The 20,681-nt window shown below is 73.4% G+C and carries 14 protein-coding genes; 4 read left to right on the top strand and 10 right to left on the bottom strand.

Annotated features, from left to right (window positions below):
• Positions 1 to 198: 198 nt before the first annotated feature.
• Both R2B67_RS10690 and R2B67_RS10695 read left to right on the top strand, forming a co-directional pair.
• Positions 199 to 1,344, top strand: a complete 1,146-nt coding sequence (locus R2B67_RS10690) for a ThiF family adenylyltransferase (RefSeq protein ID WP_317824819.1) — start codon at positions 199 to 201, stop codon at positions 1,342 to 1,344.
• A gap of 64 nt (positions 1,345 to 1,408) precedes the next feature.
• Positions 1,409 to 2,917, top strand: coding sequence for an ABC1 kinase family protein (locus R2B67_RS10695; RefSeq protein WP_317817490.1), 1,509 nt, complete (start codon positions 1,409 to 1,411; stop codon positions 2,915 to 2,917).
• 6 nt (positions 2,918 to 2,923) lie between these two features.
• Here R2B67_RS10695 and R2B67_RS10700 read toward each other — a convergent pair whose 3' ends face one another.
• The 5 genes from R2B67_RS10700 to R2B67_RS10720 form a co-directional block, all read right to left on the bottom strand.
• On the bottom strand, positions 2,924 to 3,127 hold the full coding sequence (locus R2B67_RS10700; RefSeq protein WP_018510101.1) for a hypothetical protein: 204 nt from the start codon (positions 3,125 to 3,127) through the stop codon (positions 2,924 to 2,926).
• A gap of 138 nt (positions 3,128 to 3,265) precedes the next feature.
• Positions 3,266 to 3,625 (bottom strand): putative WhiB-interacting protein, encoded by a 360-nt coding sequence (locus R2B67_RS10705; RefSeq protein WP_237327842.1) that lies wholly within the window; start codon positions 3,623 to 3,625, stop codon positions 3,266 to 3,268.
• A complete protein-coding gene (locus R2B67_RS10710; RefSeq protein ID WP_015611216.1) occupies positions 3,622 to 3,990 on the bottom strand; it encodes a WhiB family transcriptional regulator in 369 nt (122 codons plus the stop codon). The genes R2B67_RS10705 and R2B67_RS10710 overlap by 4 nt, the downstream gene beginning before the upstream one ends.
• Positions 3,991 to 4,154: 164 nt before the next feature.
• The gene (locus tag R2B67_RS10715) at positions 4,155 to 4,484 is read right to left on the bottom strand and encodes a hypothetical protein (protein ID WP_018510103.1); all 330 of its coding nucleotides are present in this window, start codon (positions 4,482 to 4,484) and stop codon (positions 4,155 to 4,157) included.
• Between the two features lie 166 nt (positions 4,485 to 4,650).
• Entirely contained in the window at positions 4,651 to 6,873 is a 2,223-nt protein-coding gene (locus R2B67_RS10720) for an ATP-dependent DNA helicase UvrD2 (RefSeq protein ID WP_317817494.1), read from the bottom strand.
• 278 nt (positions 6,874 to 7,151) lie between these two features.
• Between R2B67_RS10720 and R2B67_RS10725 the strand changes: the two genes are divergently transcribed.
• Positions 7,152 to 7,406, top strand: coding sequence for a glutaredoxin domain-containing protein (locus tag R2B67_RS10725; RefSeq protein WP_317817495.1), 255 nt, complete (start codon positions 7,152 to 7,154; stop codon positions 7,404 to 7,406).
• Between the two features lie 70 nt (positions 7,407 to 7,476).
• Here the strand turns inward: R2B67_RS10725 and nudC are convergent, their stop codons facing one another.
• The 5 genes from nudC to R2B67_RS10750 all read right to left on the bottom strand — a co-directional run bounded on the left by nudC (position 7,477) and on the right by R2B67_RS10750 (position 17,468).
• Positions 7,477 to 8,433 carry an NAD(+) diphosphatase gene (gene nudC / locus R2B67_RS10730; protein ID WP_317817496.1) on the bottom strand — a complete coding sequence of 319 codons (957 nt, stop codon included), beginning with the start codon at positions 8,431 to 8,433 and terminating at the stop codon, positions 7,477 to 7,479.
• 88 nt (positions 8,434 to 8,521) lie between these two features.
• Positions 8,522 to 9,916 (bottom strand): dipeptidase, encoded by a 1,395-nt coding sequence (locus R2B67_RS10735; protein ID WP_317817498.1) that lies wholly within the window; start codon positions 9,914 to 9,916, stop codon positions 8,522 to 8,524.
• A gap of 10 nt (positions 9,917 to 9,926) precedes the next feature.
• Positions 9,927 to 13,394: an ATP-dependent helicase gene (locus R2B67_RS10740; RefSeq protein ID WP_317817500.1), complete on the bottom strand. Its 3,468-nt coding sequence runs from the start codon at positions 13,392 to 13,394 to the stop codon at positions 9,927 to 9,929.
• A 54-nt stretch (positions 13,395 to 13,448) separates the two neighbouring features.
• Complete coding sequence (locus R2B67_RS10745) at positions 13,449 to 16,847, bottom strand: ATP-dependent helicase (RefSeq protein WP_317817501.1); 3,399 nt, start codon at positions 16,845 to 16,847, stop codon at positions 13,449 to 13,451.
• Positions 16,848 to 17,051: 204 nt separating this feature from the next.
• Positions 17,052 to 17,468 (bottom strand): MGMT family protein, encoded by a 417-nt coding sequence (locus R2B67_RS10750; RefSeq protein ID WP_317817503.1) that lies wholly within the window; start codon positions 17,466 to 17,468, stop codon positions 17,052 to 17,054.
• A gap of 221 nt (positions 17,469 to 17,689) precedes the next feature.
• Here R2B67_RS10750 and R2B67_RS10755 point away from each other — a divergent pair, with 221 nt between their 5' ends.
• Positions 17,690 to 20,593 carry a lysylphosphatidylglycerol synthase domain-containing protein gene (locus R2B67_RS10755; protein WP_317817505.1) on the top strand — a complete coding sequence of 968 codons (2,904 nt, stop codon included), beginning with the start codon at positions 17,690 to 17,692 and terminating at the stop codon, positions 20,591 to 20,593.
• Positions 20,594 to 20,681 lie beyond the last annotated feature (88 nt).

A 20,681-nucleotide genomic window follows, 5' to 3' on the forward strand; every position in this document is an offset into this window, starting at 1 on the left:
CGCATTATTGAATGACTAATCCCGCTACCTGTGGATAACTCCGAGCACGCTTCGTCGCGGGCGCGCATTCTGGCAATGGTTCGACTGGCAATGGCTCGACGCGGCCGGGAATCCTCCCGAGCTCGCGGTCACGACACCGATCGGGGGAAAGCCGTGCGTCTCGGTGGAGAAGTCCGGGGAGAAGTCCGAGGAGAAGTCCTGCATCCGATGTTGAAGCCCGCGCTGCGCCGGGCATGGCGCGGACGGAACACCGTGCAATTCGGGGTGACCCCCGCCCACGCCGTGACGCTCGGCCCGGTGGACATCGCGACGGGGAGCTTTCTGGAGCTGCTCGACGGGACACGCGGCCTGCCGCTGCTGCGGGAGGAGGCCCGGACCCTGGACCTGTCGGACCGTCATGTGGACGTCCTGGTCCGGCGGCTGGCGGAGGCGGGCCTTCTCGACGATCCGCGGGCCGCCGGCCCGGAGGCGGATGTCCTGCGCCACCGGACCGAGGTGATGGAGCGTCAACGCCCCGATGTCGCCTCGCTCTCCGTCGTCCACCCCGGGCCGGGCGAGGGACTGCGCCGGATGGCGGCCCGGCGGGCGATGCGGGTCCAGGTGCGGGGCGCGGGCCGGGTCGGCGCGTCGATCGCCGCGGTGCTGTCCGGCTCGGGGGTGGGCCAGGTGGAAGTGCTGGACGGGGGCCGGGCGGAGCCGGGGGACGTGGCACCGGCCGGGCTTCCGGCCGCGGCCGTGGGGGAACGGCGGGACACCGCGGCCCGCCGGCTCGTCCGCCGGGCCGCCGCCGGGCTCGCGCCCCGGTCGACGGGGGCGGAGCGGGGTGCGGGCGACGGGCAGCCCGGTCTGTCGCTGATCGTCGTCGCGCCCCGGGACGGCCTCTCGGTGTACGCGCCGGTCCCGGACACCGCGGCTCCCTGGATCGCGTCGGGCACGCCTCATCTCTATGCGGGAGTCATCGAGGCCACCGGGGTGGTCGGGCCCCTCGTTCTTCCGGGCGGCACCGGGTGCGCGGGGTGTCTGGAGCTGCACCGCGCGGACCGGGATTCGCAGTGGCCCCGGATGCTGGCGCAGTGGCGCTCGGGGCGGCGGGGTGTGGTGCCCGCCTGCGATCTGGGGCTGGCCACAGCGGTCGCCGGGCTCGCCGCGGCCCATGCCCTGTCCTTCCTGGACGGGGAGCTGCCGGCCAGCACCGGGGCGCGCTGGGAGGCCGCGCTGCCCCTGCTGGACTGGCGGAGCGAACGGATCGGCCCCCACGCCGACTGCTCCTGCGGGGCGGCCGAGCACGCCGAGGGGGAAGGGGCCTCCGGCTCCGTTCCGGCGCAGGACACAATGGCCGGGTGACCGCCGCCGCCGGAGAGACACCGGCGGCCCCAGCGGCACGGCAGTCTGGGAACTGGAGGGGCACATGTCTGATCTTCCCCGGAAGGCGGTTACGCGTACGGCCAAGCTGGCCGCGCTCCCGCTCGGCTTCGCCGGCCGTGCCACCTGGGGTCTGGGCAAGCGGATCGGCGGCAGATCCGCCGAGCTGGTCGCCCGCGAGGTGCAGCAGCGCACGGCGGACCAGCTGTTCAAGACCCTGGGCGAGCTGAAGGGCGGGGCCATGAAGCTGGGCCAGGCCCTCTCCGTCTTCGAGTCGGCGCTGCCCGAGGAGATCGCGGGCCCCTACCGGGCCGCGCTGACCAAACTCCAGGAGGCCGCGCCGCCGCTGCCCGCCGCCACGGTCCACGCGGTGCTCGCCGAGCGGATCGGCGAGGACTGGCGGGAGTACTTCCTGGAGTTCGAGGACAAGCCGTCGGCCGCCGCCTCGATCGGGCAGGTGCACCGGGGGGTGTGGCACGACGGCCGGGAGGTCGCCGTGAAGGTGCAGTACCCCGGGGCGGGCGAGGCGCTGCTCTCGGACCTCACCCAGCTCAGCCGCTTCGCCCGGCTGCTCGGCCCGCTGGTCCCGGGGATGGACATCAAGCCGCTCATCAAGGAGATGCGCGACCGGGTGTCGGAGGAGCTGGACTACGAGCTGGAGGCGGAGGCCCAGCGGATCCACGCGGAGGAGTTCGCGGACGACCCCGATGTGGTGATCCCCGGGGTGGTGCACCAGTCCGATCAGGTGCTGGTGACCGAGTGGATGGACGGGGTGCCGCTGGCCGACGTCATCGCGGAGGGTACGGCGGAGCAGCGGGACAGGGCCGGGCAGCTGCTGGCGCGCTTCCTCTTCTCGGGCCCGGCCCGCACCGGCCTGCTCCACGCCGACCCGCACCCGGGCAACTTCCGGCTGCTGCCCTCGGCGGAGGCCCAGGAGGAGGCATCGGAGGAGACCCCGGAGAATCCGGACGGCTCGGACGAAGAGAGTGCCGAGGCCGGTGAGTGGCGGCTGGGGGTGCTGGACTTCGGCACGGTGGACCGGCTGCCGGGTGGGCTGCCGGGGACCATCGGTGAGTCACTGCGGATGACGCTGGAGGGCGACGCGGCCGGGGTGTACGGGCTGCTGCGCGAGGAAGGCTTCGTGAAGGAGTCGATCGACCTGGAACCGGACGAGGTCCTCAACTATCTGCTCCCGATCATCGAACCGGCGCAGGTGGAGGAGTTCGCCTTCTCCCGGGGCTGGCTGCGGGACCAGGCGGCCCGGATAGCCGATCCGCGCTCCCCCGCCCACCAGCTCGGCAGGCAGCTGAACCTCCCTCCCTCCTACCTCCTGATACACCGGGTCACGCTCAGCACGATCGGGGTGCTGTGCCAGCTCGGTGCGGCGGTCCGGCTGCGGGACGAACTCGAAGCGTGGCTGCCGGGGTTCGTGGCGGAGCCCGAGGAGGCCGAGGCGTCCGAGGGATCCGAGGAGGCCGAGGGATCCGAGGAGCCGGTGTTCAGGCCGGAGATCCGGGAGTCGGAGCCGGAGCCGGTCCCGGAGGGCGGCGCGTAGGGCGGGTCACCACCAGAGGGAGTCGAGGCGGCTCTCGATCGCTCTGATGTGGAGGCGGGCGCAGGTCTCGCAGAAGTGGAGGCGGCGGCCGTCCTCCACGGAGGAGAGCCAGGTCACCGGGGCCGTGTCGCCTTCGGCGGCGGTGCCGCAGCGGGCGCAGACCACCGGTCCGGCAGCCGGTTGTTCGGGGGGATGCGTGTCCTCGTCCACCTCGTGACGATATCCCCGCGCCCGGGCCCCGGCAGCACAACGCACCGCAGGGCCGTCCTCGTTCGGACGGCCCTGCGGTCGGGTGGTGGTGCTCCGGCGTGGAGCGGAGAGGCGAGGCCCCTCAGTGCGTGGCGGCCATCAGTGCATGACGGCCATGGCCAGCGCCCGGCGGGCGCGCAGCGAGGCGCGCTCCGCTCGGCGCTGCATCCTGCGGGCGGTGACGAGGCGCACCGCTTGGCGGTCCACCTGGGCCTCCCGCAGACGGTCGTGCATATGCGCACGGGCCAGGGCTTCTGGGATGAGTTGCATCTCGCGGGTCCTGTTCTGACGCGAGTCGTTCGCGCCGATGATGGTGACGTCGGGGGTGGCGGAGCCGACGGGCTCCTGCGTGGGGGTGATCATTGGTGCCTGATTCCGGGGGTCATGGGTCTGCGGACGGTCGATGGTTCCCAGGCGCAGCCACCGCGTGGGGGCGGGGGCGCCGCATTCGGCGGTCACGCCGCGACCGGGTTCTTGCGCGGACGGCCACGCGGCCGCTTACGGGCCACGACGACACCCTGGACGAAGAGCTCGCCGCCCCAGACGCCCCACGGCTCGCGCCGCTCCTTGGCACCGGCGAGGCAGGCCTCGACGAGCGGGCAGGTACGGCAGAGGGACTTGGCGTACTCGACGTCGGCCGGGGACTCGGCGAAGAAGACCTCCGGGTCGTACGAGCGGCAGGGGACGGGTACGCCGAGGTTCTCGATGGCGTCGTCGAGCGCGGTGAGCGCGGTGAGGGGGAGCAAGGTGGAGTCCTCCGTGGAGCCGGGCGGGGAGATCGAGTCGGACTGCGGTACTGACGGGGCGTGCGCTTCGAGTTGCACGGTGGGTGGTGTCCTCGTCTGGTCGTGCCGGCCTGTTGGCCGGTTGGCGGCTGGTACTGCTGGCCCGAGGCGCCTTCGGTGTGTCCCGTCCGTTCGGACAAAACAAAAGGGCCGCGGATCCCGAGTGGGGTTCCGCGGCCCTGAGGCGCCGGCCTGATGCTGCATCAGGCTGGATCGCTCCAGGGTTCAGGCCCACGGAAGGCCCACATCGTGTGGTGCTGCTGCGTCTGCTTCTTGGCTCCGGCACCGGCTGCCGCAAAGGCATAGGCCTGAGCCTGTGCATCCTTCGCTACTGCTGCCGCCGGTGCCTCGATCGGTCGCTCATTGCGCTCCCGCATCACGGGGAGGCTCGCCAGGGACAGCGGGCTGACGGCGGAGACGCCGGACAGACCGGTGGCGCGGAGCGAAGCGACCGAGGAGCGGGTGAGGCCGAGCGAGCAGGCGGAGACGACCGAAAGACCGGTCATTTTCTGGGTTTCGATGATGCTGATCACTTCAATCGCCTCCTCTCGGCGTCTAGGGTGACCGGCCGGAGCCGGTCGCGCGTATTCGGATAAGTACAGCACGGAGTCAGGGCTTCAGAGAAGTCGCTGTTCCCGTGGTTAAGAACCTATGGTGACGACTGGTGCGGGCGCAAACTATTTTCTGGACGAGTTTTTCTCAGCCCTCTCCGTCGCCCTCCTCGGGCTCCTCACCGACCGTCTCACCTGCGCAGATGGCGAGTACGTCGGCTCCGAAACGGGTCAGCTTCCGGTTCCCGACGCCGGCGATGACGACCAGCTCCCCCTCGGTGGACGGCACCGCCTCGGCGATGGCCATCAGCGTCTTCTCGGTGAAGACGCAGTAGTCCGGCTGGCTCAGCCGGGCAGCCTGGCCGGCGCGCCAGTCCAGCAGCCGGCCGTACAGCGCCTCGTCCATGTCGGACGGGCACTCCTCGCACCGCATCAGCTTCATCTCGCCCGCGTCGGTGAGGGGTCGGCGGCAGACCCGGCACCGCGCCGTCTGCCGGGTCCTGGGCTCGACGGCCTCGGTCCGCCCCGCAGCCGCCGGGGCCCGGCCGGTGCCCCGGTCGATCCCCCCGCCGCCTCCGGCCCCGCCCCGGGCGCCGAGCGCCGCCGAGCCCGGGCGCAGCCCGTTCAGGAACCGGGTGGGCCTGCGGCTCGCCCGTCCGCCGGGGGAACGCGTTAGGGACCAGGAGAGCGAGAGGTGGAGGCGGGCGCGGGTGATTCCGACGTACAGCAGGCGGCGCTCCTCCTCGACCTGCTCGTCGGTCTTGGCGTACGCGATCGGCATCATGCCCTCGGTCAGCCCGACCAGGAACACCGCGTCCCACTCCAGGCCCTTCGCCGAGTGCAGCGAGGCCAGCGTGACGCCCTGGACCGCCGGGGCGTGCTGGGCGGCGGCCCGCTCGTCCAGCTCCCGGACCAGGTCGGTGAGGGTCGCCCCCGGTTTGGCCGCCTCGAAGTCCTCCGCCAGCCGCACCAGCGCGGCGAGCGACTCCCAGCGGTCGCGCACAGCCCCCGATCCGGCGGGCGGGCGGGTGGTCCAGCCCTTCGTGGAGAGCACCGCCCGCACCTGGGACGGCAGCCCCTCCGCCCCGTCGAGCAGGGAGTCGTTGCGCCCGGCGCGGGCGGCGCCACGCAGGGCGGTGCCCGCCTCCCGGACCTCGGCCCGCTCGAAGAACCGCTCGGCGCCGCGCAGCTGGTAGGGCACGCCCGCGTCCGCCAGGGCCTGCTCGTAGACCTCGGACTGGGAGTTGACCCGGTAGAGGACGGCGATCTCCCCGGCCGGGACGCCCGCCGCGATCAGGTCGCGGATGCGCCGGGCGGTGGCCTCGGCCTCGTGGGGCTCGTCGGGATACTCCGCGTAGAGCGGCTCGGGTCCCTTGTCGCGCTGCGAGACCAGCTCAAGGCGGTGGTCGGCGGCCTTGCCGCGGGCCTGGCTCAGCAGGCCGTTGGCGAGGTGGACGACCTGGGGGGTGGAGCGGTAGTCGCGGACCAGCTTGACCACGGTCGCCCCGGGGTGGCGGGTGCGGAAGTTCAGCAGGTGGTCGGGGGTGGCCCCGGTGAAGGAGTAGATCGTCTGGCTGGCGTCCCCGACCACGCAGAGGTTGTCCCGGTCCCCCACCCAGAGGTCGAGCAGCCGCTGCTGGAGCGGGCTCACGTCCTGGTACTCGTCGACGACGAAGTGCTGATACTGGCCGCGCACGTGGTCCGCGATGTCGTGCCGGTCCTGGAGGATGCCGACGGTGAGCAGCAGCACGTCCTCGAAGTCGATCACCGACCGGTCGCGCTTGAGCTGCTCGTACGTGGAGTAGATCTGGGCGAGGACCGCCGGGTCGCGCGGGGCGTCCCGCTGGGTCTTGGCGACGGCGGCCGGATAGTCGGCGGGGACGGTCTGGGTGACCTTGGCCCACTCGATCTCGCTGGTGACGTCCCGCAGCTCGTTGCGGTCGAGCCGGAGCTCGCAGCGGGCGGCGGCCTCGGCGACCAGCTGCACCTTCCGCTCCAGCAGCCGGGGCAGCTCACCACCGACTGCTTTCGGCCAGAAATACTGGAGCTGGCGGAGCGCCGCGGAGTGGAACGTGCGCGCCTGGACCCCGGTCGCGCCGAGCTGCCGGAGCCGTCCGCGCATCTCGCCTGCGGCCCGGTTGGTGAAGGTGACGGCGAGGATCGTGGCGGGCTGGAGGATGCCCGCCCGCACCCCGTACGCGATGCGGTGGGTGATCGCGCGGGTCTTGCCCGTGCCCGCTCCGGCCAGCACGCACACCGGTCCGTGCAGGGCGAGAGCCACCTCGCGCTGCTCGGGGTCGAGCCCGTCGAGCACGGCGTCCGGGGTCTCGGGAACCTGCGGGAAGAGGGTGGAGTGCGTTGCTGCTGTCACCCCGCCATGCTGCCAGGTCCCGAGGGACGGATGCGGCGGTTGTCCACAGGGGTGAGGTATTCGTCGTACTGATGCGGGGACGTACTGATCCGGGAACGTCCTGACCCGGGGACGTACTGATCCGGGGACGCGGGGACGACGGCTCCGGTGCGGTGGTGGGAATGGTCGCCGCCTCCCGTACGTTCCACTCGGTGCGGGAAGGCGGCGCAGGCCGCCGGGCCGCATGTGACGCTGCCGGCCGCGCAGCGGGACGGACGAGACAAGGGAGCGCCACCGACATGGCGGGCACTGTGACGATGTACAGCACGACCTGGTGCGGCTACTGCCGTCGGCTCAAGAGCCAGATGGACCGCGAGGGCATCGCGTACAACGAGGTCAACATCGAGCACGACGCGGACTCGGCGGCGTTCGTCGAGAAGGCGAATGGCGGAAACCAGACGGTCCCCACCCTCTTGATTATTTCCGACGCCGGCACCGAGTCCGTGATGACGAACCCGTCGCTCGCCCAGGTGAAGCAGGCCCTGGCCGCCTGACGCCCGCGCTCGGCACACCGAGCTTCCACGAAGGCCCCCGGCTGATGCCGGGGGCCTTCGTATGTCACGTTCAGTTCGTGCGGTTCAGGCTGCCCGGCCTCGGCAGCGGCTTCCCGTACCAGCGCTCGATCAGCCGGGCGGCGATCGAGATGCCGAACGGGGGCATGACCTCGCCGGACTCGAAAGCGGCGGTGAGGTCCTCGCGGGAGAACCAGCGGGCCTCCTCGATCTCCTCGCCGTCGACGGTGATCTCCGAGGAGGTCGCCCGGGCCATGAAGCCCAGCATCAGGCTGGAGGGGAAGGGCCACGGCTGGCTGGCGATGTACTCGACCTCGCCGACGGTGACGCCCGCCTCCTCGTACACCTCGCGGACCACGGACTGCTCGATCGACTCCCCCGGCTCGACGAACCCGGCGAGCGTGGAGAAGCGGCCCTCGGGCCAGTGCACCTGGCGGCCGAGCAGCGCGCGGTCCTGGTCGTCGGTGACGAGCATGATGACGGCCGGGTCGGTGCGCGGGTAGTGCTCGGCGCCGCAGGCCTGGCAGCGGCGGATGTGCCCGGCCGCCGCGATGACGGTGCGCTCGCCGCAGCGGGAGCAGAAGCGGTGCAGGCGCTGCCAGTTCTCCAGGGCGACCGCGTGCACCATCAGGCCCGCGTCGCGGGGGCCGAGCAGCAGGCCCGCCTCGCGCAGTCCGGCCGGGCGGGCGGACTGGTCCATGCGGCCGGGCAGCGAGTCCTTCTGGAGCGCGAAGTAGCTGACGCCCTCCTCGTCGGTGCCGAGGAAGTAGCGGTGCGTCTCGGTGACCGGGGCCTCGAAGGCCGGGGTCATCACGATGGAGGTGCCGCCTTCGGGGGTGTCGTCGATCAGCACCTGCCCGCCGGAGACGACGAAGACGCGGGTCGTCGGGTGGCTCCACGCCACGGCCAGCCACGCCTCGTCGAGGCGGTGGTGCGCCGCGCGGTCGATGCCGCTGGGCGCGGTGAGGCCGATCGGGCGGTCTGCGGTGGCGTTGTCGAAGGTGCTCACAGGTGCTTCCTACTCCCCCTGGGTGGATCGGGTGTGCACAGGTTCGTGGAGGGTGTGCAGAGGATGTTCGTGGAGGTGTGCAGAGGATTCAGCGGAGTGCCGTGGCCATCTCGCCCCACAAGTACGCGGTCGTCTCCACGCCCTTCAGCAGCAGGTCCAGCTCGACCTTCTCGTCGGGGGCGTGCCAGCCGTCGGAGGGTACGGAGATGCCGAGGAAGAGGACGGGGGCACCGAGGACGTCCCGGAGGTCGGCGGCCGGGCCCGAGCCTCCCTCGCGGGTGAAGAGGATCTTCTTGCCGAAGGCGCGGCCCATCGCGCGGGCCACCGCCTGGAGGGCGGGGTGGTCCAGCGGGGTCAGACAGGGGCGGGTGGCGGGCTGGAAGGCGATCCGGTGCCGGATGCCCGCCGGAACGCGGGACTCCACCCAGGCACGGACGCTCTCCTGTACGCGGTCGGGGTCCTGGCCGTCGACCAGGCGGAAGCTGATCTTCACCAGGGCCGAGGACGGAATGATCGTCTTGCTGCCGGCGCCCTGGTACCCGCCGCCGATGCCGTTGACCTCGGCGGTAGGGCGGGCCCAGACGCGCTCCAGCGTGGAGTACCCGGCCTCGCCGGAGGCCGCCTGCGACTTCGCCGTACGCAGCCAGGTGGCCTCGTCGAAGGGGAGCTGGGCGAAAAGGGCCCGCTCGGTGTCGGTGAGGTCGGTGACCCCGTCGTAGAAGCCGGGGACAGCGACCTTGCCGTCCTCGTCGTGGAGGGCGGCGACCAGGCGGGCGATCTCGGTGGCCGGGTTGGGGACGGCTCCCCCGAACGATCCGGAGTGGATGTCCTGGGCGGGGCCGTACAGCTCGATCTCGCACTCGGCGAGGCCGCGCATGCCGGTGCAGACGGTCGGCGTCTCCTCGTCCCACATGCCGGTGTCCGAGACGATCACGGCGTCGGCGGCGAGGCGGGCGGCGTGCTGTTCGGCCAGGGCGCGGAAGTTCGGGGAGCCCGACTCCTCCTCGCCCTCGATCAGCAGCTTGAGGGTGACGGCCGGAGTCGTACGGCCGGTGGCGGCGAGGTGGGCGCGGACGCCGAGGGTGTGGAAGAACACCTGACCCTTGTCGTCGGCGGCGCCGCGTCCGTACATCCGGCCGTCGCGGATCACCGGCTCGAACGGGTCGGTGGCCCAGCCGTCCTCGCGGGCGGCGGGCTGCACGTCGTGGTGGCCGTAGACCAGGACTGTCGGGGCGTCCGGGTCCTCGCTGGGCCACTCGGCGAAGACCGCCGGGGCGCCGGGGGTCTCCCAGATCTCGGTGACCGGGAAACCGGTCTCCTTGAGCTTGGCGCTCAGCCACTCGGCGCTGCGCCGTACGTCCCCGTCGTGCTCCGGCTGCGCGGATACGGACGGGATGCGCAGCCACTCGGCGAGGTCGTCGAGGAAGGCTGCGCGGTGCTGTTCGGTGTACGTACGGACGGCGCTGTCCGGGGTCTCGCTCATGCTCTTGAGCCTATCCGTCCTCGGGGGCCGGCTCGTCCAGCAGGATCCGCTCCAGCTCGGCCCGGCCGGGCAGCCCTTGCGGGTGGACGGTCTCCCCGGTGCGTACGTAGAGGAAGGTGGCGGTCACCGCGTCGAGGGGCAGGTCGTGCAGCTCGGCCCAGGCGAGGCGGTAGACGGCGAGCTGGAGCGGGTCGGCGGTGCGGTGGCGGGTGGTCTTCCAGTCGACGATCTCGTAGGTGTCACCCGTGCGGTACACGGCGTCGATCCGGCCCCGGATCACCCGGCCCGCGAGGGTGATCTGGAACGGGGTCTCCACCCGGTACGGCGTGCGCCGGGCGTACGCGGTGCGCTCGAACGCCTCCTTCAGCTCGGCCAGGTCCCGCTCGTCGGCGATCTCCGCGTCGCTCTCGTCGCCCCCGGGCAGCTCGTCGGGGCCGAGCATGGGCAGCGGCAGCTCCTCGTACCGGGACTCCACCCAGGCGTGGAACCGGGTGCCCCGGCGGGCGGCGGGCTGCGGCGGCCGGGGCATGGGCCGGGCCAGCTCCTTGGCGAAGGCGTCGGGGTCCTCGGCCAGGCGGAGCAGCTGGGTGGCGGAGAGCGCGGCGGGGACGAGGACGTCGTGCACGGTGGCGCGGGCGCGGCGGAGCTCCCCGGCGAGGGCGTCGAGATCCCGGTCCCAGGAGGCGAGGGTGCGGGCCTCCTCGGGGGTGAGGCGGTTCGCCGGTTCCTCCTGCGGGTGGCGGGCGGCGGGGATGTGGGGGGATGCGTCAGGTGTGGTGTCCTGTACGGGCTCCGGGTCGTCCCGGGTGTCCGGCGTACCGGCAGGGCGTTCGGTGGGGAGCGCGTCCCAGTCCCAGTCCTCGTCGAACGGTGGCTCGTCCGGCGGTGCCTCATCGAGCGGTGTCTCATCGAGAGGTACGTCGTCGGGTCCGGGGGCGTACGCCGGTGGCTGCTCGTCCCCGGGGAGGGCCAGGCTCTCCAGGTGGGCCAGCACCGTGTCCCGGGCGGCGCGGCGGCGGGCGAGGGCCGTGGCGTCCAGCGGGAGCGGCCAGGCCAGGTCGGTGTCGGGCGCCGCGAGGGCCGGGTTCTCCTCGTCCTCGGCGGGCTCGTCCGCCCAGGCCTCGATCTCGCCGTGGCCCGCCACGCAGTGCTCGTACAGCGCCTCCAGGAAGGCGGACGGGCCGCGCGTCCTCTTCTGGGACGGGCCCCACCAGTGGCCGGAGCCGAGGAGGAGGGAGCGGGGGCGGGTGAAGGTGACGTACCCCAGGCGCAGCTCCTCCGTGTGCTGGTGCTCCTTCATCTCCTCCTTGAACGCCTTCATCCCCTTGGCGTCGAACGTGTCCACTTCCGGGAGCGTCGCCGCGTCGCCGCGCAGGGCGTGCGGGAGCACCTTGGCCTGGGCGGTCCAGGCGTCCCGGGCCCGGTCGCCGGGGAACTGGCCGGTGACCAGTCCGGGCACGGCGACCACGTCCCACTCCAAGCCCTTGGACTTGTGCGCGGTGAGCACCTTGACGGTGTTCTCGCCGCCGGGCAGCGCGTTGTCGAGGCCCTTCTCGTACTGCGCGGCCGTCCGCAGGAAGCCCAGAAAGGCGAGGAGCGACGCCTCGCCGTCCAGGGAGGCGAAGGAGGCCGCTATGTCGAGGAAGTTGGCGAGGGTCTCGCGGCGGCGGGCGGCCAGCGCCTGCGGGGAGGCGGACAGCTCGACCTCCAGGCCGGTGGTGGCCAGGACCCGGTGCAGGACGTCCATCAAGGGGTCCGCGAGCGAGCGGCGCAGATCGCGCAGCTCGCGGGCGAGCCGGGCGAAGCGCACCCGCGCCTCCGCCGAGAACGGCAGCCCGTCGTCCGCCGCGTCCGCCGCGATGAGGAAGGTGTCCAGGGCGTCGGCGAGCGATATCACCTCGGCCGGGTCGGTGCCCTCGACGGCCTCCGCGAGCCGCCGGTCCGGGTCTCCACCGTCCCCCTGGGCGGCCCGGTGGACGAGGAGGCGGGCGCGGCGCCCCAGGAGCGCGAGGTCACGGGGGCCGATGCGCCAGCGCGGGCCGGTGAGGAGGCGGACCAGCGACGCGTTGGCGCCCGGGTCCTGGAGGACCTCGCAGACCGCGACCAGGTCGGCCACCTCGGGCAGGTGCAGCAGCCCGGCCAGGCCGACCACCTCGACCGGGATGTCCCGGGCGACCAGGGCCGCCTGGATCTGCCCGAAGTCCCCCGCGGTGCGGCACAGGACGGCGATCTCGCCGGGCGGGGTGCCGGTGCGCACGAGGTGGGCGAGGGAGTCCGCGAGCCAGTCGATCTCCTCGGTGTGGGTGGACAGCAGGGCGCACCGGACCATCCCGTCGCGCTCGGCACCCGGTGCGGGGCGCAGCGCCTCGACGCCCTCGTGCATCGCGCGCAGCGGCTCCGCGAGGCCGTTGGCGAGGTGGAGGAGGCGGCCGCCGCTGCGCCGGTTCTCGCTGAGGCTGTAGCGGGTGGCGGGGGTGCCGTCGGCGTGCGGGAAGTGCTCGGGGAAGTCGTCCAGGTTGGCGACGGAGGCGCCGCGCCAGCCGTAGATCGCCTGGCAGGGGTCGCCTACGGCGGTCACCGCGTGGCCGGTCGCGCTCGCCCCCGTACCGCTGCCGAACAGTGCCGACAGCAGCAGCCGCTGGGCGACCGACGTGTCCTGGTACTCGTCCAGCAGCACCACCCGGAACTCGTCCCGCAGGATCTCCCCCACCTCGGGCCGGGTCAGGGCCAGCTCGGCGGAGAGGGCGATCTGGTCGCCGAAGTCCAGGAGGTCCCGGCTCCGCTTGGCGGTCCGGTACCGCTCGGTGAGGCCGAGGAGGGAGCGGCGGGCCTCGGCGGTCTCGGGGATCTTGCGCAGGTCGGCGTTGCTGAGCTTGGCGGTGGCCAGCTCGTGCAGCAGCTCGGTGTCGTACGTATCCAGCCGCTCCGGTCGTACGAGATGTTCGGACAGCTCCCCGTCGAGCGCCAGGAGGTCGCTGACGAGGGTGGGGAAGGAGCGGGTGAGCGCCGGATACGGGCCCGGGGCCTCCCGCAGCACCTTTGCTGCCAGCTGGTAGCGCGTGGCGTCGGCGAGGAGGCGCGTGGACGGCTCCAGGCCGATGCGCAGGCCGTGCTCGGTGAGCAGGCGGCCGGCGAACGCGTGGTACGTGGAGATGGTGGGCTCGCCCGGCGGGTTGTCCGGGTCGATGACCTCGGGGTCGGTGACCCCGGCGGCGACCAGCGCCTTGCGGACGCGCTCGGCCAGCTCGCCCGCCGCCTTGTTGGTGAAGGTCAGGCCGAGGACCTGCTCGGGGGCGACCTGGCCGGTGCCGACCAGCCAGACGACGCGGGCCGCCATCACCGTGGTCTTCCCCGACCCGGCTCCGGCCACGATCACCTGCGGGGCGGGCGGCGCGGTGATGCAGGCCGTCTGCTCCGGGGTGAAGGGGATCCCGAGGAGCTCCTTGAGCTGCTCGGGATCGGTGATGCGTGCGGACACGTGGGAAACGGTAACCGGAGCCACTGACAACCCGGGCCGATGCCCACGAATGCCCTACTCCACCACCTGCCGCCCCTCCGGCTGCGCGCTGCACGAGGCGCGGAACGTGCAGTGGGTGCAGTGGGTGCCGGTGGTGGGCGTGAACCGTTCGTCCAGGACCTTTCCGGCGGCCTTGGCGAGGAGGTCGGAGACCCACTCCCCGGCCAGCGGTTCCTGCGCCTGCACCTTGGGGAAGGCGTCGCCGCCCTCCTTCTTGGGGGCGGGCTGGCGGAGCTGGACCAGTTCGGCGCCGCCCGGTTCGGGCCGCCGGCCGTCGAAGACCTCGTCGACCGCGCCCTCGCGGACGGCCAGCTGGTAGACGGCGAGCTGGGGGTGGGCGGCCACCTCGTCCTTGGTGGGTGCGCTCTTGCCGGTCTTGAAGTCGACGACGTACGCCCTTCCTTCGGCGTCCTGTTCGATCCGGTCCATGGAGCCCCGGATACGGACGGCGTACTCGCCTGCCTCCAGGGTCACGTCGAAGTCGTGCTCGCTGGCGGTGGGGGTGCGGCCGCCGCGGTCCAGGACGTGCCACTGAAGGAAGCGTTCCAGGGCGGCGCGGGCCTGGTCCTTCTCCTGTTCGGACTTCCAGGGGGCGTCGAAGGCGAGGCCGTTCCAGACGGAGTCCAGGCGCTCCATGAGGACGTCGAGGTCGGCGGGCGTACGACTGGAGGCGACCTCGTCGGCGAGTACGTGGACGACGTTGCCGAACCCCTGGGCGGCGGAGGCCGGGGCGTCGGCCTTCACCTCGCGGCCCAGGAACCACTGGAGGGCGCAGGTATTGGCGAGCTGGTCCAGGGCGGAGCCGGAGAGGGTGACGGGCTGGTCGCGGTCGCGCAGCGGGACGGCGGAGCGGGTCGGCTCCTCCAGGCCCCACCAGCGGGACGGGTGGGCGGCGGGCACGAGCGCCTGGCCCTCGTCGTCAGTGAGCGCGGCGAGCCGGGCGAGGCGGTGGGCTGCGGCGTCGCGCAGGGCGTCGGAGGCCGCCGGGTCGACGGTGGTGGCCCGCAGCTCGGCGACGAGCGCGGCGACGGCGAGGGGGCGGCGCGGGCGGCCGGTGACATCGCGGGGTTCGACGCCCAGCTCGGTCAGGAAGCGGGAGGGCTGGTCGCCGTCGTCGGCGGGGGCCTTCACGGCGGTGACGACGAGGCGCTCGCGGGCACGGGTGGCGGCGACGTAGAAGAGGCGGCGCTCCTCGGCGAGGAGGGCGCCGGGCGTGAGGGGTTCGGCGAGCCCGTCGCGGCCGATCCGGTCCGCCTCCAGGAGGGAGCCCCGGCGGCGCAGGTCGGGCCAGAGCCCTTCCTGGACCCCGGCGACGACGACGAGCCGCCACTCCAGGCCCTTGGAGCGGTGCGCGGTCATCAGGCGTACGGCGTCGGGACGGGCGGTCCGCCGGGAGAGGGTGTCGGCGGCGATGTCCTGGGCGTCGACCTCTTCCAGGAAGTTGAGCGCCCCGCGCCCGCCGGTGCGCTCCTCGGCGCGCGCGGCCGTCTCGAAGAGGGCGCACACCGCGTCGAGGTCCCGGTCGGCGTTGCGCCCGCCCGCCCCGCCGCGCAGCGCGGCCCGCTCCAGCCTGCCCGGCCAGGGGGTGCCGTTCCACAGGGTCCACAGGGCCTCCTCGGCGGTGCCGCCGCCTTCGAGGAGCTCGCGGGCCTTGCGCAGGAGCGAGCCGAGGCGCTGGGCGCCGTGGGCGTACGCCGGATCGTGGGTGACCAGGCGTTCGGGCTCGGCCAGGGCGCGGGCGAGCAGCTCGTCGGAGGGGGCGGGGACCCGGATTCCGGCGGCGCGCTCCTCGTCGCGCAGGGCCCGGCCGAGGCGGCGGAGGTCGGCGGCGTCCATGGAGCCGAGGGGGGAGGTGAGGAGGGTGAGGGCGGTCTCGGTGGTGAGCCAGGGGGGCGTTCCGGCTTCACCCGGATCCTCCTCGGGGAGGCGTTGCAGGGCCGCCGTCGCCACCGTCCGCAGGGCCGTCAGCAGGGGGGCGACGGCCGGTTCGTGGCGGAGCGGGAGGTCGTCGCCGTCGACCTCCAGGGGGACGCCGGCGGAGGTGAGGGCGCGGCGGACGGCGGGCAGCGAGCGGCCTCCGGCCCGTACCAGCACGGCCATCTCGCGCCACGGGACCCCGTCCTCCAGGTGGGCGCGGCGCAGCAGGTCCGCGATGTTGTCCAGCTCCGTGGAGGCGGTCGGATAGGTGTACGTCTCCACCCGGCCGCCCTCCCGGACGGCGTGCAGCTCGCGGTGGGCGCGGACGGTGTCGGCGGGCAGCCGGGTCAGCGGCATCCGGCGGGTGAGCAGCCGGGTCGCGGCGAGCAGCTCGGAGCCGGAGCGGCGGGAGGTGGTGAGGACGCCGACGGGGGCGGGGGTTCCGTCGGCCCGCCGGAAGGTGTCGGGGAATTCGAGGATGCCGTTCACGTCGGCGCCCCGGAACGTGTAGATCGACTGGTCCGGGTCACCGAAGGCCACCAGTGTGCGCCCGGCGCCCGCGCCGCGCCCCAGGCTCCGTGCCCCGGCGCCCGCGCCTGCCACGCGCCGGCGGCCGCCCGCGCCCGCCCCGCGCCCGGGGTTTCCCGCCAGCGCGTGCAGCAGGCGCACCTGGGCCGGGTCGGTGTCCTGGTACTCGTCGACGTACACCGCGTCGTACGCCCCCGCCAGCTGCGCCGAGACCTCCGGGCGCTCCGCGAGCAGCACCGCGCGGTGGACCAGCTCCGCGTAGTCCAGCACGCCCTGGGCGTCGAGCACGTCCAGGTACTCGGCGAGGAACTGGGCCGCCGCGCTCCAGTCCGGGCGGCCCGTGCGGCGGGCGAAGGCGGTGAGCGCGTCCGGGCCGAGGCCCAGTTCACGGCTGCGGGCGAGCACGGCGCGCACCTCGTCGGCAAAGCCGCGGGTGGTCAGGCAGGCGCGCAGCTCGTCGGGCCAGCGGACGTGGGCCAGGCCCTCCTTCTCCAGGTCGAGCTGGCCCGCGAGCAGGTCGCGGACGGTGACGTCCTGCTCGGGCCCGGAGAGCAGCCGCAGCGGATCGGCGAAGAGGTCGGCGTCCTGGTGGGCGCGGACCAGGGCGTAGCAGTACGAATGGAAGGTGGTGGCCTGCGGGCCGCGCGCCGCGCCGAGCCGGGCCGCCATCCGGTCGCGCAGCTCGACGGCGGCCTTGCGGCTGAAGGTGAGGACGAGGATGCGGGCGGGGTCGGCGCCGCGGTTCACCCGGGCCGCCACGGACTCCACGAGCGTGGTGGTCTTGCCGGTGCCGGGACCCGCGAGGACGAGCAGCGGTCCGTCGGCGTGATCAACCACAGCGCGCTGGCCTGCGTCCAGGAGAGGAGGCTCCACGGAACCCGGCGGGGTGCGCACCAGTCGGTACGCGCCCGTGGTCCGCGGCCGTGACTCACGGTGCGGACTGTGCCGGGTGGAAGAGGAGGAGCTCACGTGGATCGCCGGTCCTGGTGGGTTTACGGGTCGTACAGGTCATACAGTCCGAAAAAGGTCATCCAGACGGGACAAGGGGAGGGGGCGCGCGTGGAGCGCGGTGACGACGCTACGCCAGCGGAGGCGCGGGAGGCGGCGGGTGCGCTGCGTCTCTCGTCACGTATCCGGCCGCGCCCTGCCGGACAGGGGCGGCGGTGTCCGCCGTCACCTGTGAGTTTCCTCGCCCTGACCGCCGACGGGACCGCCGTCCCAGCGCGCACGGCGCATGTCGAGCCGCGGAAGGTGGCCGTCCGCCTGGCGCGACGCCTCGCGCAGCGGGGTCCCCTCCGCGCGGTAGTGGTCCAGCGCCCGCAGCTCGTGGCCCGGGAGCAGCGCCCCGTCCGCCCGCACCACCCGCCACCAGGGCACGGCGGAGCCGTACAGCGCCATGGCCCGGCCGACCTGCCGGGGGCCGCCGTCGCCCAGCCACTCCGCGACATCGCCGTACGTCATGACCCGGCCCGGCGGGATCAGGTCGGCGACGTCGAGGACCCGCTCCGCGTACTCCGGCAGCTCGGCCGGCTGCGCCCCGTCGCTCGTCGCGTCCGTCGCGTCCGTCGCGCCCGTCTCGTCCTGGCTCATCCGCCCCATCCTGCCGTACGCCACCGACAGCCCGGCCGGAACCGTCTCGGTACGGTCACCGAGCGTGCGCGCAGGTGCAAAGGGGCGTATGTTGCGCATCCCGCGCCCGGGCGACGCACCCTGATGCCCCCCTCCGTCTCCGGGCCGTGCCACCATCATCCGGGCGGTGACCGGTGATACGAGACCACGAAGACGAACCAGAGGCGACGAAGGAGCAGGGCGTGCAGCCACCAAAGGCGGCGGACGCCTCCGATGCCGGAGAGCGCCCACCGAGTGCGCCGGAGCCCGCCGGGGAGCGCGCGGAGCCTACGCCTGACCGCGCCGGGGAGCGCGCGGAGCGTACGCCTGAGCCCGCCGGGGAGCGCGCGCCGAACGCTCCGGCGCGCGCCGAGGCGGTCCGGGCCGAAGCTCCCGTCGCGGCCACCGCGTCCACCAGCGGCCACCTCACCGGCTCCACGCTCGCCTCCGCCGAGGCCGCCCTGAGCGACCGGGTCTCCGGCGACGAGCCGCTGCTCCCCGCCCGGGTGCACCGCCCCTCCGACCTGATGCGGCTGCTCATCGGCATCGCCGCCATCGCCGTGCTGTTCGCGATCGCCGCGTTCGCCCAGGGCACCACCACCGGCCTTGAGGACGACATCTCCAAGGGCACCGAGCAGGCGCCCGATCTGCTGATCAAGATCGCCGGGCTGGTCTCCAGCATCGCCGTGCTGCTCGTGCCGGTCGCCTTCGCCATCGAGCGGCTGATCAAGCGGGACGGGCTGCGTATCGCCGACGGTGTCCTGGCCGCCGTGCTCGCCCACGGGGTCACCCTCGCCACCGATCTCTGGGTCTCGCGCTCCGCGCCCGGCACCATCCAGGAGGCGCTGACCCAGCCCCAGCCGGGCGCCGGACTGACCGATCCGGTGCACGGCTACCTGGCCCCCGTGATCGCGTACATGACCGCGGTGGGGATGGCGAGACGGCCGCGCTGGCGGGTCGTGCTCTGGGCGGTGCTGCTGCTCGACGCGTTCGCGATGCTCGTCGGCGGGTACACCACCCCGTTCTCGATCATCCTGACGGTCCTGATCGGCTGGACCGTGGCGTACGGAACGCTGTACGCGGTCGGCTCCCCGAACGTCCGCCCCACCGGCCAGCACCTGATGGCGGGGCTGCGGCACGTCGGTTTCCGGCCGGTCGCCGCGATGCGCACCGAGGACGCCCCCGACAACGACAACACCGACCAGAACGACCGGGGACGGCGGTATCTGGTCACCCTGGAGGACGGGCCGCCGCTGGATGTGACGGTCGTCGACCGGGAGCAGCAGGCCCAGGGGTTCTTCTACCGGGCCTGGCGCCGCCTCACGCTGCGCACGCTCACCCAGCGCCGCTCGATCCAGTCGCTGCGGCAGGCGCTGGAGCAGGAGGCGCTGCTCGCGTACGCGGCGATCGCCGCCGGGGCGAACGCGCCGAAGCTGATCGCCACCTCCGAGCTGGGGCCGGACGCGGTGATGCTCGTCTACGAGCACATCGGCGGCCGGTCGCTGGACCAGATGGAGGACGAGGAGATCACCGACGAGCTGGTGCGCGGCGCCTGGCGTCAGGTGAAGGCCCTCCAGTCGCGCCGGATCGCGCACCGCAGGCTGACCGGTGACGCGCTGCTGGTGGATCGTTCCGGCAAGGTGTTCGTGACGGACCTGCGCGGCGGTGAGATCGCCGCCGGTGACCTGGTGCTCCGGATGGACGTGGCGCAGCTGCTGACCACCCTGGGGCTGCGGGTGGGGGCTGAGCGTTCGGTCTCCGGCGCCCTGGCCGTGCTCGGCCCTGACGCCGTCGCGGACTGCCTGCCGCTGCTCCAGCCGATCGCGCTGAGCCGCTCCACCCGGGCGACGCTGCGCCGGCTCGCGCGGGAGCGGTCGCAGCAGGAGCGGGACGCGGTGCTGGAGGCGTCGCGGGCGGCCAAGGAGGCACGGGCACGGGACGCGGCGGACAAGGCCGCGCAGGCCGGGGCCGAGGCTCAGGCCGAGCCCAGGTCCGGCCACAAGGCCGAGCGCAAGTCGCTGCGGACGGAGAAGCAGGCGGAGAAGCAGGCCGAGAAGCGGGCCGTGGACGACGCGATGGAGGAGGCCCGGGAGGGGGACCTGCTCGCCCAGATCCGCCGCCAGGTGCTGCTGATCCGCCCGCAGGCACCGGTCGAGCCGGTCCGCCTGGAGCGGATCAAGCCGCGCACGCTCTTCAGCTTCATCGCCGGGGCCATCGCCGCGTACTTCCTGATCTCCCAGGTCACCCAGGCCGACTTCGGGGTGCTCGTGGAGCAGGCCGAGTGGGGCTGGGTGGCGGCGGCGCTCGGCTTCTCGGCGCTCAGCTACGTGGCGGCGGCGATGAGTCTGCTGGGCTTCGTGCCGGAGCGGGTGCCGTTCCTGAAGACCGTGCAGGCGCAGGTGGCCGGCTCGTTCGTGAAGATCGTCGCCCCGGCCGCCGTCGGCGGTGTGGCGCTGAACACCCGCTTCCTGCAACGCGCCGGAGTGCGCCCCGGTCTGGCCGTGGCGAGCGTCGGGGCCTCGCAGCTCTTCGGGCTCGGCTGCCACATCCTGCTGCTGGCCCTCTTCGGCTATCTCACGGGGACGGAGAAGACCCCGGACTCGCTCACCCCCTCCCGTACGGTGATCGCCGGTCTGCTGACCGTCGCGGTGCTGGTGCTGGTGGTGACGGCCATCCCGTTCCTGCGGAAGTTCGTGGTGACCCGGGTGCGCTCGCTCTTCGCCGGGGTCGTGCCGCGCATGCTGGACGTGGTGCAGCGGCCGCAGAAGCTGGTCACCGGGATCGGCGGGATGCTGCTGCTGACCGGCCTGTTCGTGCTCTGCCTGGACGCGTCGATCCGGGCGTTCAGCGGCCCGGACGTGACCCAGCTGAGCTACGCGAGCATCGCGGTGGTCTTCCTCGCGGGCAACGCGCTCGGCTCCGCCGCGCCCACTCCGGGCGGTATGGGCGCGGTCGAGGGTGCCCTGACGCTGGGCCTGATCGCGGTCGGGCTGCCGATGGAGGTCGCGGCGCCGGCGGTGCTGCTGTACCGCGTGATGACGCTGTGGCTGCCGGTGCTGCCGGGGTGGATCGCCTTCAACCAGCTGACCCGGAAGGGCGAGCTCTAGGCAGGCCCAAGGGGCGCACGGCGAGCACCCGGAAAGGCGCACTGGAAGCATCTGCGAGGGCGCACCACCCGCATGGACCGCGCCCCAG

This window comes from Streptomyces cyaneofuscatus, from assembly GCF_033109485.1.
GTDB lineage: Bacteria > Actinomycetota > Actinomycetes > Streptomycetales > Streptomycetaceae > Streptomyces > Streptomyces cyaneofuscatus.

What these genes read in the sequence shown, in the direction of transcription:
- R2B67_RS10695 (WP_317817490.1), top strand. Translation starts at nt 1,409, where the DNA reads ATGTCTGATCTTCCCCGGAAGGCGGTTACGCGTACGGCCAAGCTGGCC.
- R2B67_RS10725 (WP_317817495.1), top strand. Translation starts at nt 7,152, where the DNA reads ATGGCGGGCACTGTGACGATGTACAGCACGACCTGGTGCGGCTACTGC.
- R2B67_RS10735 (WP_317817498.1), bottom strand. Translation starts at nt 9,916, where the DNA reads ATGAGCGAGACCCCGGACAGCGCCGTCCGTACGTACACCGAACAGCAC.
- R2B67_RS10750 (WP_317817503.1), bottom strand. Translation starts at nt 17,468, where the DNA reads ATGAGCCAGGACGAGACGGGCGCGACGGACGCGACGGACGCGACGAGC.